Raw genomic sequence first — 12,848 nt, forward strand, 5'->3', positions numbered from 1 at the left:
TGTAGCCTAAAATAGTAAACGCCATGACCATAAATGTATTGATCGTAGATGATCACAAATTAATTATTGAGGGGTACAAAACCATTTTTTCCAACAATCGCTTAGGGGCAGAAATCGATGTTTGTGAGGCCACCACCACCACGCAAGCCGTAGAAATTTTGAAAGCATCCGCTGTTGAAAAGACTTTCGATGTCGTTATTTTGGATTATACGCTTCCTGTTTGCGAAACCTATAAAATTTACAATGGTTTTGACTTAGTACACTACGTTCGAACGTATCAACCGCAGGCCAAATTAATGATTTTAACCTCTCACTCGGAGGCACTTATTCTGTATCGTGTGATCATGGAATCTCGGGCAGAAGCCATTATGATTAAAAGTGATTTTTCCTCTATGGAATTGTTAGAAGCTTTTGAAAACGTGTATCAAGGCGGTACGTGTTACACCAAAACGGTAGCCGCTTTAAAACAGCAATTAAATGCCGATTACAAGGTGTTAGACGGTATTAACCGACAAATGATAGCTATGCTGGCACAAGGGTTTAAAACACGCTACATCATGGATCATTTGGGGCTATCCAAAAGCGCCATAGACAAACGAAAGGCCCTAATTCGGGAGTATTTTGCTATTGAAAAAGGCAATGATGAAACCATAGTGCAAATGGCACGCGACCGAGGATATATTTGAATTTTAACAAATTTTACACTTTTTGCACACCTGAGATTGCAAAGTGCCTGGGTATCTTTGTCAAACGATTTGAGAATGAAAAGGATGCTGCTGTTGCAATCAAATAATTTACGCCATGATACAATATGTTCTAATTGGATTTTTTGCCTTACTATTTAATGTACTTCCCGTTCGATCACAATACCCTTTAGATTCAGGGAAAATAGTAGTTCGGCTTGTTTTTATTACCGATACATTGCAGTTCAATTTTGATTCTAAAGCGATTTGGGAGCAAGCGTGTAACGATTTGGATTTTTCCTATGCTGATTTTGCGTTGTCCCTTGCACCCAAAACAGGAATAGTTCCCTCGGTTACTGTAACGCTTTATGAATGGAGCCCATGGGTGGGCTTACCGTATAGTATGTTTGGATTTTGGAAACGCTACGGACCCGTTGCCTGTGAATTGGAATGTATAACACATGAAATCAATACGTTGTGGCACGTTCACAAAATTGCGTTGCGTTAAATTTTAACAAAATGTACACTTTTAGTGTAGCAATAGTTAAAAATAGCCTTGTAATTTTACTGTGTACAAGCACTTAAAATTGGGTTTCAGCCGATACTATGATTAATCCCCTCACTCGGAATTCAATGTTGTCACTTTCGTTAATTCTGTTGTATACGCCCGGATTCTATGTTTTTTCTACGCCTTTCCGAGTAGGGGATTTTTATTTATTTGTTAACTTAAGCGGATGAATCCACTTTTTTTATAGGCTTATGCGATACGTTGTTTTTATTAGTTTTTTACTTCTCTTCACCACTTGTAGTAACCCTAAAAAAACGGAGGGGCCAAGCCCTCAGGTCCTATTGAAGGTGGATAGCCTCATTGGTGTTAATCGAAGAAACTCATTGGAGCACAGTTTAGTGCGAAGAAACTTGGATTTAGCCCTAAAGCTTATTGGTACAGCGGGAGATTCACTAACCAAAGAGTACAAGTATAAAATACTCTGGAACAGCTTTTTTTGTTTGGAAAGTAAAAACCAAAAGTATATCGCTGATTTTGAGAAGTATTGTAAAATGTTTCCTAATGATTCGGTACTCATTGGAAGGTCGTATTTAGCAAAGGGAAGACATTTTGTGGATAAGGACCTATCAGATAAAGCTTTTGTTTATTTCAATTATGCAGATAAAGTTTTCTCTAAGATAAAACATCTAGAGGGTATGTGTGAGACCTATTTGAATATTTCAGAGTTGCTAATGTATTTAAACGATTATTCAATTTCTGAACACTATTTAATGAAAGCGGAGAAGATATTAAAGAAATTAAAAAATGAAAGGCTATTAAAAAAACTCATTCTTATAAAGGTTGGTATTTTAAATATACATTATAAATATGGTGCATCAAAAACATTATTGGAAAATGCACTAAAATATGGAGTCGATGATATCGTTTTTGAGAAAAAACATCGAGCTGAAGTTAGAGAGGCTTTAATGTTATCGTATAGTTATAACAAAATGTACAAAGAAAGCCATCAATTAATGAATCAATTAATAAACGATGAATATAAGGGTAATTTAATGTTTGAATTAATAGTAGATATTGAAAACAAAATAAATCTTTATAAGGATTTCGATGCAATTTCAGAATATGAGTATTACCTAAAAAAATGCAAAGGATCTAATTATCTTCAATTTTTAATTTGTCGTGAGTATACCAATTATTTATTATCAATTAAATCATTTGATAAAGCTAAACAAATGGCGAATCGAGCATATCGGTTATGCAAAAATGGCTTATCTACTTTTGATTATTTAAGTTCTTTGGTGTTGTTAAGCAGAGCTGATCCTTCACAACGCCTTTTTGCAATAACAGAATACGACCGTGTAATAGATGAACTTTTGGTAAAAAAACGATACCAGCAAAATAATTTTTACAAAATACAGCTTGAAACCAATCAGTTGGCCTTAGCTAAAGTCAAAACCGAGCGCCAACGTAACCAATTGATGTGGGGATTGGCAGGGGCCAGTTTGTTGTCGCTGATCATTTTCTTAATTTACCGTAATCGTTTGTTTCAATTACGCCATGAAATCAACAAAAAAAATCAAAAAAGCAATGCGCGTATTGAAGAGTTATTGGTCAAAAATCAAGAAATCGAGGCCCAAACCCGCAAGCATCTGCTACGGGGCATTGCGATGGAAATTCACGACAACGTACTCAACCGCTTGGCCAGCACCCGATACCAACTTTTTAAATTGCATTTCAAGCAAGACAAACAAACGCTTCATGAAGCCATGGAAGGCATCGAGCATATTCAACAGGTGGAAAACGAATTACGTTTGTTAACCCATAACCTTACAAATGAAAGTAATTCGGCTACTATTTCTTTACTTTCTATGATTCAAGAGTTAATTGATATCCATCATGAGGTGTATGATCAAGAAGTGGAGTTTACCGTTTCGCAATGGGATTGGGAACAATTGCCCTACGATACTAAAGTGAATTGTTTGCGAATTGTACAAGAAGCCTTACTAAACATCACCAAGCATGCCAAAGCGACCCGGATATCAATTCAATTTATTCACGATACCCATCAGTTAATTTTTCGAATTTCCGACAACGGGAAAGGCATTGAAGAGGTAAAAACGACCCCTGGCATAGGCCTAAAAAACCTAGAAGAACGCGCTCAAATGATGGCTGCCAAAATAGAAGTTTATTCGACCCCTGCCGAAGGAACGACCTTGCAAATCACACTTCCGATTTAGTTTAAATAATTGAAAAACAGTGTTTTAGTTTAAAAAATAGACTTTTCTCACCCTGTTTTTTAAAAACCATGCATTCACCCAAATTTGAGCCCCATTCACTCACAAATGACTATCATCCACTATATATACATGTGAGGCTGTCAATTACCTCACTATGCTCTAGTAGTTTTACATCGTGAAAGCCCCAAACGAATTGGCTTTACAGCTTATAAATTAAAAAAACTATTAAAGCATACGATCATGAAAAAGTCAGCAATTATTTCAGCATTATTTATGATGATGTTGGTTTTAACTTCTTTCAGTACTCCAACTGAAATAGGTGGAGGCAAAAATTCCAAAGGTGGATTAGAGTTTGAAATAGGTGGAGGCAAAAATTCTAAAGGCGGTTTAGAAATTGGAGGAGGAAAAAACTCCAAAGGTGGTTTAGAATTTGAAATTGGAGGAGGGAAAAACTCCAAAGGTGGTTTAGAATAGTTGAATAAACATAATTTTATAAAAAAAACCGTTACCAATTGGTAGCGGTTTTTTATTTTTGTTTAAAATGGTTTAAGTTGAAGCTAATACTTTGTATATTTATATCTTTCTTCATTATATCTTGTTCTAAGAATAAGAATACAGATAAGAATTTCCAAAGAAATGATAGTATAACATATTATTTAAGTTTGTCAAATTCAAATAGTTTAACTGGTAAAGGAAAGTTCAAATATTTATCTAAAGCATTTATAGTATTAAAAAATAGTTCAGAGAATTCGAAAATTGTAAGGAATCAATTAGCAGATATTACATTTGAGTTTTATAGACTAAAAAAACTTGAAGAATTTTATGACGGTTCAAGTATTTTGTTGTCAAAGGCAATACAAGGTAAAGACAGCTTAAATCTGGGTAAAGCATACAGATGTAAAGCAACTTATTTCAAAGATGTAAAACGATTAGATAGTTCATTAATTTATTTTTTAAAAGCTGAAAAAGTTTACAACACTTTAAATGAACCTTTGGTTTTAGGAAATATATTATTCAATAAAGGAATTGTACAATTTGATGGTGGTGATTTTCTTGGAGCAGAATTGTCATTAACAAGTGCTTATGAAATTTTCAAGGATTCCGACAAGAAAGATAAACTATACGGTGTTTTAAATCAACTGGGATTAACTTTTAATGAGTTAAATGAATACGATAAAGCGATTTTTTATCAAAAGAAGGCTTTAGAATTAGTGCAAAAGTATAATCTAGTTACCTCTTTCAATGAGGATATAGTTTCGTACAATAATTTAGGTTACTTATATAATAAGATTGGGAAATATGAAGATGCAATCTTTTATTTGGAGCTAGGTTTAAAAAATAAAAATATTATAACTACTGATCCAGATTTGTATTCATTATTAATTGATAATCTTGCATACTCTAGGTTAAAATCATCCAGCTTCAAAGGGTTGCCAGGCTTGTTTTTTGATTCTTTAAAAATTAGATTAAAATTAAAAAATTCTACAGGAATAGTTACGAGTTATATTAATTTGTCACAATTTTATAAATTAAAAAGGGACTATTTAAAGTCAATTTATTATAGTGAAAAAGCTATTGAAGAAGCAAGAAAATCAAAGATTCCAATAAATCTTATTCAAGCTTTAAAGCAAGCATCCGTTGTTAATGAAAAGTTAGCATATAAATACTCCAAAGAGTTTATTAAAATTAGTGATAGTCTACAATTAGTTGAACGTAATTCTCGGGATCGATTTACTAAAATTCAATTAGAGACTAATGAAATAATCGAACAAAAAGACTCCCTCGAGAAGAAAAACCGAAATATCCTCAACTATTTTATTGGAACTATTGCCGTAGGCGGGTTGTTGTTTTTTATGCGCGCACAACGGGCGAAAAGTCGGGAATTACTGCTGCGTCAAGCGCAACAACGCGCTAATGAAGATATTTACCGCTTGATTATTTCGCAGCAAAACAAACTTGAAGAAGGACGTGTGCTCGAGAAAAACCGTATCGCCAAAGAACTCCACGACGGCGTGCTCGGGCGTCTCTTTGGATTGCGCCTCAACCTCGACGGACTCAATCACCGAAATGATGAAGACTCCATTCATGAACGAATTCGTTGCTTGGAGGAACTCAAAAATATTGAGCAAGACCTGCGGGAAATCTCCCATGAGCTGAGTCGTGAAAAATATGTACTCGTCAATAACTTTGTTGCCATTGTCAACAACCTACTCGACGAACAAGCCAAAGTCAATCCAGCGAAACTCAATGCCGTAATCGGAGAAAACATCGATTGGGACCAATTGAGCAATACCACCAAAATCAACCTTTACCGTATTTTACAAGAGAGTTTACAAAACATCAACAAATACGCTAATGCCAAAACCATTAAGGTTGAATTTCGTAAAGATAAAAAAGGTAATTTAGTGCTCAATATTACTGATGATGGCGATGGATTTGAAGTCGACAAAAAAAGTAAAGGCATCGGACTGAAAAATATTGTGACACGAACCCATGAAAGCAACGGTATTATTGAAATTAAATCGGCGCCTGGAAAAGGAACCCGTATCAGTATTACCGTACCCCTTGAACATAAAAGTATTAAAAGTTAACACCAATTTCTGCAAACATGTCCCAAAAAGTCAATATTCTTATCGTAGACGATCACCCGTTTATCATTCAAGGGTATAAAAACGTGATCAATTTATTTCCCGATAAATCAATAACATTCCAGTTTTTTGAAGCTACGGACTGCCGTTCGGGTTATGACATCATTATGCAAGCCAACGAACCCTATGATATTGCGTTTCTCGATGTAAGTATGCCCGAATATGAAGAGAAAAACATCCACACTGGAGAAGATTTGGCCAAACTATTAAATGCCGAAATGCCCCAGTGCAAAGTGGCTTTACTTACCATGCACTCGGAATCCCTCAAGGTGCAATCCATTATCGAAGAGATTAATCCCGTGGGCTTGGTCATCAAAAACGACCTTACCTTTGACAACATGATTTTGGCCTTGACCACCATTTTGAAAGGGGAAACCTATTACAGCGATTCGGTGATTAAATTTCTAAACAACCAACAAAAAGAAAAAGTATATGTCGATGTCATTGACCGTCAAATTCTGCATTATCTCAGTAAAGGTATCAACTACGACGACATCCCTTTATATATATCCATCTCTTCCAGTTCGGTGAAAACCCGCAAAGAAAACATGAAAGAATTGCTCAATATAGTGGGAAGTGACGATGAAACCTTAGTGGCCCTCGCCAAAGATCGCGGCATGTTACTCTAGGCTTCGTCAAGGGCATTCCAACCGCGGGCCTTCAAGGCAATTTTAGTGTTGGCACGTGTCACCAAATGTATTCCCTCTGCCTCAGCGGTCATATGTCCGATGACGGTCAAGTTTGGATTTCCCTTGATTTTATCAAAATCGGCAATATTGATAGTGAATAACAACTCGTAATCTTCGCCGCCGTTGATGGCCAACGTCGTGCTGTCGACATTAAATTCTTCACATGTACTAATAAATTGCGGATCAAGAGGCAATTTGTCTTCAAATAAATTACATCCCGTTCCACTGTTTTTACACAAATGAATGAGTTCTGACGAGAGTCCGTCCGAAATGTCAATCATTGAGGTAGGGTGCACTTCCAATTGCGCCAATAATCCTTTGATATCGGTGCGCGCTTCGGGTTTTAATTGTCTTTCGATTAAATACGTATAGTTGTCTAAATCGGGTTGGTTGTTCGGATTCACTTGAAAAACTTGTTTCTCGCGCTCCAGAACTTGCAACCCTAAATAAGCGGCACCTAAGTCGCCCGTCACCACAATCAAATCATTTTCTTGGGCACCACTACGATACACCAACTCGTGTTCTTGCGCCACCCCCAAAGCGGTAATGGAGAGAATCAACCCTTTTTGCGATGAGGTGGTATCGCCGCCAATAATGTCTACATTATAGGTTTTGGCCGCCAAACGTATCCCTTCATACAATTCTTCCAAGGCTTCTACGGGAAAGCGATTAGAAACCGCAATCGAAACCGTAATTTGGGTGGGCGTCGCGTTCATGGCGCATATATCCGAGAGGTTGACGACCACCGCTTTGTAGCCCAAATGCTTTAAGGGCATGTACGACAAATCAAAATGAACACCCTCTACCAGTAAATCGGTAGTCACAACCGTTTGGGTATTTTCAAAGCGCAACACCGCGGCATCATCACCAATTCCTTTGTGCGTTGTAGGCTGACCCACCTCAATATTCTGGGTGAGATGAGCGATTAAACCAAATTCGCCAAATTGCGATAAGGGAGTTCGTTGTGGGGATTTGTCTTCCAGCATGATTCATACCATTTTAGGGGGCAAAGGTACGATAAGCCCATACGAATTGCAAGTTGTAATCGCGAGGAAGAGGAGTTTTGAAAACGACTCGTGTATACAGCCCCGATCGCAGCGGCATCCTCTGGTGATTCCTTGCCAAAGGGGTCGCCAGAGATACAGCGAAGAGCGGGAGGATACGCGTAAAAAGCACAGGCGTCTGCTCCCCATAAAAAAAGTCCGGCAAAACCGAACTTCATTTATAATTCAAAATTTAAAATAGTCAAAAACTAGTCGTTCAACTTCAACACGGCCATGAACGCCGACTGTGGAATTTCGACATTTCCTACTTGACGCATGCGTTTTTTACCGGCTTTTTGTTTTTCCAACAACTTACGTTTACGCGAGATATCTCCCCCGTAACATTTTGCAGTAACGTCTTTTCGTAAGGCTTTAATCGTTTCACGCGCAATGATTTTGGCGCCAATTGCGGCTTGAATCGGGATGTCAAATTGTTGTCTCGGAATCAATTCGCGCAATTTCTCACACATTTTCTTTCCAATATGGTACGCATTGTCTTCGTGAATCAAGGCCGACAGCGCGTCTACCGAATTGGCATTCAACAGCACATCTAATCGCACCAATTTCGACGTGCGCATCCCAATCGGATGGTAGTCAAACGACGCATACCCTTTGGAAACCGTTTTCAATCGGTCGTAAAAGTCAAATACAATTTCAGCCAGTGGCATGTCGAAGTTCAATTCCACACGCTCTGTCGTCAAATAGGTTTGATTCGTGATAATACCTCGTTTTTCGATACACAAACTCATGACGTTTCCAACGAAATCCGACTTGGTAATGATGGTTGCTTTGATATACGGTTCTTCTACGCGGTCGAGCTTTGAGGGCTCGGGCAAGTCCGAAGGGTTGTTGACAATAATCGGTGTTTCGGGTTCTTTTTTGGTATACGCCAAGTACGAAACGTTGGGAACTGTGGTGATTACGGTCATATTGAACTCGCGTTCCAAACGTTCCTGAATAATTTCCAAGTGCAACATGCCCAAGAATCCGCAACGGAAACCGAAGCCCAAGGCCGCCGAACTCTCAGGAGCAAAAACCAACGAAGCATCATTCAATTGCAATTTTTCCATAGAAGCGCGTAAATCCTCATAATCTTCGGTGTCTACAGGATAAATTCCCGCAAATACCATCGGTTTTACATCCTCAAATCCTTGAATCATTTGCGTGGTCGGCGTTTTCGCATCGGTAATCGTGTCACCCACTTTTACATCTTTCGCTTCTTTAATTCCCGAAATCAAGTAGCCTACATCGCCGCAACCGATAACGTCTTTGGGGACTTGGTTCAATTTTAAAGTACCCACTTCATCGGCAAAATATTCGTTGCCTGTCGACATGAATTTGATTTTTTGGCCTTTGCGAATTTCTCCGTTTTTCACCCGGAAAATAACTTCAATACCGCGGAACGGATTGTACACTGAGTCAAAAATCAACGCCTGTAAGGGTTCGTCCTTGTCGCCTTTAGGTGCTGGAATGCGCTCCACAATGGCTTCTAAAATTTTATCGACCCCAAAGCCTGTTTTCCCAGAGGCATGAATAATGTCCTCCAATTTACAGCCGAGCAAGTCCACAATATCATCGCTCACTTCCTCGGGATTGGCACTGGGTAAGTCTACTTTATTCAAGACAGGAATAATTTCAAGATCGTTTTCCAACGCCAAGTACAAGTTGGAAATCGTCTGCGCCTGAATGCTTTGCGCGGCATCCACAATCAATAACGCGCCTTCGCAAGCAGCGATCGATCGCGAAACTTCATACGAAAAGTCCACATGACCGGGCGTGTCAATCAAATTTAAAATGTATTTTTCACCTTTATAGGTATACTCCATCTGAATCGCGTGACTCTTAATGGTAATCCCGCGTTCCCGCTCCAAGTCCATATTGTCCAAAAGCTGCGCCTGCGCCTCGCGTGCCGTCACCGTTTGCGTCGAGTCCAATAAGCGATCGGCCAACGTACTTTTTCCGTGGTCAATGTGGGCAATAATGCAAAAATTCCGAATGTTCTTCATCGTCAATAGTCCTTTTTTTGTAGCGCAATAATTTAAAAATTCAAAATTTCTAATTCAAAATTTCTAATTCAAAATTTAGAATAATAGTTAGGGCGCTCTCGTCGTTCCTCCTCACCGGGCTTTCCGCAGTACACGCCAGCCTCACGGCAACGGCGGGGTACTTCGCTTCAATCCCTAGCGCAACATCGTGCAAATATAGTTTAAAGTTTACAATTTTAGGGGCCTCATTGGGCAATAGAAGCGTTTGTTTTTGTGCATTTTTTCATGTTTATAATTGATTAACAAATGTTTAGCGCTAGCATTAATCGCTTTTCCTTTGGTTTTCATAAGATTAATTCTCTAATAGTACTATTTTTGCACTCAGAAAAAAGACGTGTATGCCCAAAATTGGCTCCATCGAACTCCCGGATTTCCCGCTTTTACTCGCGCCTATGGAGGATGTGAGTGATCCGCCGTTTCGCCGTTTGTGTAAAATGCACGGCGCCGATTTGATGTATTCGGAGTTTATTTCCTCCGAAGGCTTAATTCGTGACGCCATCAAAAGTCGGATGAAATTGGACATCTTCGATTACGAACGTCCGGTTGGCATTCAAATTTTTGGAGGCGATGAAGAGGCAATGGCCATGAGTGCGAAAATTGTCGAAGCGGTAGAACCCGATTTATTGGATATCAATTTTGGTTGCCCTGTAAAAAAAGTGGTGTGTAAAGGTGCCGGCGCGGGTGTTTTAAAAGATGTCGATTTGATGGTGCGACTCACCAAAGCTGTTGTAAAAAGTACGCATTTGCCCGTTACCGTAAAAACCCGTCTAGGTTGGGACGAGAGTTCGATCAATATTGATGAGGTAGCCGAACGGTTGCAGGATGTTGGGATTCAAGCCTTGACCATTCACGGACGTACGCGCGCGCAAATGTACAAGGGACATTCTGATTGGACACACATCGCACGGGTCAAAAACAACCCGCGTATTCATATTCCGATATTCGGAAATGGCGATATTGATTCACCCGAGAAAGCCTTGGAGTACAAGAACAAATTTGGATTGGACGGCATCATGATCGGTCGTGCTGCCATTGGTTATCCTTGGATTTTTAACGAAATCAAACATTTTTTTCAAACCGGGCAACACCTGCCAGTTCCTACCCTTGTCGATCGGGTGGAAGCAGCACGCAATCACTTGCTTTGGTCGATGGAATGGAAAGGGGAACGCTTGGGCATTGTAGAAATGCGCCGCCATTATACCAATTATTTCAAAGGGATTCCCAATTTTAAAGAATACAAAAATCGCTTAGTCACCACCGATGATCGCGATGCTTTACTGGGTGTTTTTGATGAAATTATTGAATCGTTTTCTGGCGTAGTATTTTAATCCAACATTTTCTCGGAAACGCGACTGCTGGCAATACCGCTCGACAACATTCCCAAAACAATAACGGTAAGCCATACTAAGGCCAAATTTTCCCAATGAAATTCGATGGGATAGGCCAAGGTTTCGGTAATCATAATGAGTTGGTATTGCTGTTGCATAACCACCAACAGCGATCCTAGGAGAAGGCCAACCATTCCCCCGAAAACGCTCAAAAGGGTTCCTTGTAAAAAGAAAATTTGCCGTAATTGAGGTAAAGTTACACCCAAACTGAATAGGGTTTTTAGATTGTTTTTCTTGTCCAAAATCATCATGATTAAAGCGCCTGCTAAACTAAAAAGCGCCATGATGATCACAAGGGTAAAGATGAGGTACACTGCGACATTCTCCGAATTCAACATTTTGTATAATGTTTCATTAAGCTGGGCACGATTTTTCACCACAGTATTCGGAATATATTTTTCGAGTGTAGCGACAATTTGCTCCTCAGAAGCGTTGGGTTCAAGTCGGATCTCGAGATTGGTAATTTCATAGGGTTTTAATTGCACTACTGCTTGCGCCAACCGTAAGTCGGCAAACACATAACGGTTGTCCATTTCTTCATTAATGGCATAAATCCCTACAGGATAAATGCGCTCTATGATAAAGGAGTCCTCCGGATTTAATCCCAAATCACCGCGACCGGGTTTGGGCGCATACACTTCAAAAGCATTTTGGTAATCTAGGAGTCCCAACGACAGTTTTTCCGAGAGGCCATAACCAATCACCACTTGATCCGTATTGGGTTCGAGCCACTGCCCATTAAATAATTTTTCAGGAGTTTTGGAAACCTGACCAAACTGGGTATCGACCCCCTTGAGTAAAGAAAATTGCGTTTTCCCATCAAATAAAAACATGACGCGTTTTTCGACAACCTGACTGAAATGGGCCACTCCCTCAATTTTTTTTATTTTTTGAGCTTGCGCAGGCGTGAAGGAAAAATGAGTGCCCGATTTAGGAAATACTTTCAAATCAGGGTCCAAGTCATTGGAAAAAGACAGGCTAAATGTCCGTAGACCACTAAAAACAGACAGCACAACAAACAGCGCTAGGGCGCCTACAATAATACTTAAGGAAGCAATACCCGTAATGATATTGATGGCGGTGTTTTTACTGCGTGAAAACAAATACCGACGGGCGATGTAGAGCGAAAGGTTCACTTACGATTTTTTGCGTTTGGCTAAAAGGTCGCGGTTTTCAATAGGATTTTCTTCACCCGCTAAAGCGCGGTCAATTTTTTCAATGTATTCTAAGGAGTCATCAATGTAAAAAAGCAAGTTGGGGACTTTTCGCAATTGCAACTTCACCCGTTGTGATAAATCGTGTTTGATCAAAGGGGTGTTGGAACGGATTGCTTCAAGAATTTCGGGTCCTTTTTCGGCGGGAAAAATGCTGAGAAAAACTTTCGCAATGGACAAGTCCGTGGTTACATTGACTTTGGAAACCGATATGATCAAATTGGCAATACCATTTTTACGAACTTCGCCTTGCAAAATATCGACCAAGTCTTTTTGCAATACGCTTCCTATTTTTTTCTGTCTATTCGATTCCATGCGACAAAAATACAATATTAATCGGAATATGCTTTCCGACTTCTACGACAAAAACACGACTACCTTTTTGGGTTTTAC

The 12,848-nt window shown here is 39.3% G+C and carries 11 protein-coding genes; 7 read left to right on the top strand and 4 right to left on the bottom strand.

Annotation, left to right across the window (positions count from 1 at the left end; genetic code table 11):
* The first annotated feature begins 23 nt into the window (after positions 1-23).
* The 6 genes from Q0037_RS07470 (at position 24) to Q0037_RS07495 (ending at position 6,705) form a co-directional block, all read left to right on the top strand.
* Positions 24-686, top strand: coding sequence for a response regulator (locus tag Q0037_RS07470; protein WP_297517021.1), 663 nt, complete (start codon positions 24-26; stop codon positions 684-686).
* A 115-nt stretch (positions 687-801) separates the two neighbouring features.
* Positions 802-1,191, top strand: a complete 390-nt coding sequence (locus tag Q0037_RS07475; protein WP_297517022.1) for a hypothetical protein — start codon at positions 802-804, stop codon at positions 1,189-1,191.
* Positions 1,192-2,423: 1,232 nt separating this feature from the next.
* A complete protein-coding gene (locus tag Q0037_RS07480; RefSeq protein ID WP_297517023.1) occupies positions 2,424-3,428 on the top strand; it encodes an ATP-binding protein in 1,005 nt (334 codons plus the stop codon).
* 240 nt (positions 3,429-3,668) lie between these two features.
* Positions 3,669-3,902, top strand: a complete 234-nt coding sequence (locus tag Q0037_RS07485; RefSeq protein WP_297517024.1) for a hypothetical protein — start codon at positions 3,669-3,671, stop codon at positions 3,900-3,902.
* A gap of 188 nt (positions 3,903-4,090) precedes the next feature.
* The gene (locus Q0037_RS07490) at positions 4,091-6,019 is read left to right on the top strand and encodes a tetratricopeptide repeat-containing sensor histidine kinase (protein WP_297517025.1); all 1,929 of its coding nucleotides are present in this window, start codon (positions 4,091-4,093) and stop codon (positions 6,017-6,019) included.
* 17 nt (positions 6,020-6,036) lie between these two features.
* Positions 6,037-6,705 (top strand): response regulator transcription factor, encoded by a 669-nt coding sequence (locus Q0037_RS07495; RefSeq protein WP_297517026.1) that lies wholly within the window; start codon positions 6,037-6,039, stop codon positions 6,703-6,705.
* Here the strand turns inward: Q0037_RS07495 and thiL are convergent.
* Positions 6,702-7,751, bottom strand: a complete 1,050-nt coding sequence (thiL, locus tag Q0037_RS07500) for a thiamine-phosphate kinase (RefSeq protein ID WP_297517027.1) — start codon at positions 7,749-7,751, stop codon at positions 6,702-6,704. The two genes, Q0037_RS07495 and thiL, sit on opposite strands and share 4 nt — an antisense overlap.
* Positions 7,752-8,017: 266 nt before the next feature.
* Complete coding sequence (gene lepA, locus Q0037_RS07505; protein WP_287785102.1) at positions 8,018-9,814, bottom strand: translation elongation factor 4; 1,797 nt, start codon at positions 9,812-9,814, stop codon at positions 8,018-8,020.
* A 377-nt stretch (positions 9,815-10,191) separates the two neighbouring features.
* Between lepA and dusB the strand changes: the two genes are divergently transcribed.
* Positions 10,192-11,181 (top strand): tRNA dihydrouridine synthase DusB, encoded by a 990-nt coding sequence (gene dusB / locus Q0037_RS07510; protein ID WP_297517028.1) that lies wholly within the window; start codon positions 10,192-10,194, stop codon positions 11,179-11,181.
* On the opposite strand, the gene Q0037_RS07515 is transcribed toward dusB, so the two are convergent.
* Together Q0037_RS07515 and rbfA are read right to left on the bottom strand one after the other, a co-directional pair.
* The gene (locus tag Q0037_RS07515) at positions 11,178-12,377 is read right to left on the bottom strand and encodes an ABC transporter permease (protein ID WP_297517029.1); all 1,200 of its coding nucleotides are present in this window, start codon (positions 12,375-12,377) and stop codon (positions 11,178-11,180) included. The two genes, dusB and Q0037_RS07515, sit on opposite strands and share 4 nt — an antisense overlap.
* Positions 12,378-12,770, bottom strand: a complete 393-nt coding sequence (rbfA, locus tag Q0037_RS07520) for a 30S ribosome-binding factor RbfA (protein WP_073361880.1) — start codon at positions 12,768-12,770, stop codon at positions 12,378-12,380.
* Positions 12,771-12,848 lie beyond the last annotated feature (78 nt).

This window comes from Flavobacterium sp. (assembly GCF_027482425.1).
Taxonomy (GTDB): domain Bacteria; phylum Bacteroidota; class Bacteroidia; order Flavobacteriales; family Flavobacteriaceae; genus Flavobacterium.

What these genes read in the sequence shown, in the direction of transcription:
- Q0037_RS07470 (WP_297517021.1), top strand. Translation starts at nt 24, where the DNA reads ATGACCATAAATGTATTGATCGTAGATGATCACAAATTAATTATTGAG.
- Q0037_RS07480 (WP_297517023.1), top strand. Translation starts at nt 2,424, where the DNA reads ATGGCGAATCGAGCATATCGGTTATGCAAAAATGGCTTATCTACTTTT.
- Q0037_RS07475 (WP_297517022.1), top strand. Translation starts at nt 802, where the DNA reads ATGATACAATATGTTCTAATTGGATTTTTTGCCTTACTATTTAATGTA.
- dusB (WP_297517028.1), top strand. Translation starts at nt 10,192, where the DNA reads ATGCCCAAAATTGGCTCCATCGAACTCCCGGATTTCCCGCTTTTACTC.
- rbfA (WP_073361880.1), bottom strand. Translation starts at nt 12,770, where the DNA reads ATGGAATCGAATAGACAGAAAAAAATAGGAAGCGTATTGCAAAAAGAC.
- Q0037_RS07485 (WP_297517024.1), top strand. Translation starts at nt 3,669, where the DNA reads ATGAAAAAGTCAGCAATTATTTCAGCATTATTTATGATGATGTTGGTT.
- lepA (WP_287785102.1), bottom strand. Translation starts at nt 9,814, where the DNA reads ATGAAGAACATTCGGAATTTTTGCATTATTGCCCACATTGACCACGGA.
- thiL (WP_297517027.1), bottom strand. Translation starts at nt 7,751, where the DNA reads ATGCTGGAAGACAAATCCCCACAACGAACTCCCTTATCGCAATTTGGC.
- Q0037_RS07495 (WP_297517026.1), top strand. Translation starts at nt 6,037, where the DNA reads ATGTCCCAAAAAGTCAATATTCTTATCGTAGACGATCACCCGTTTATC.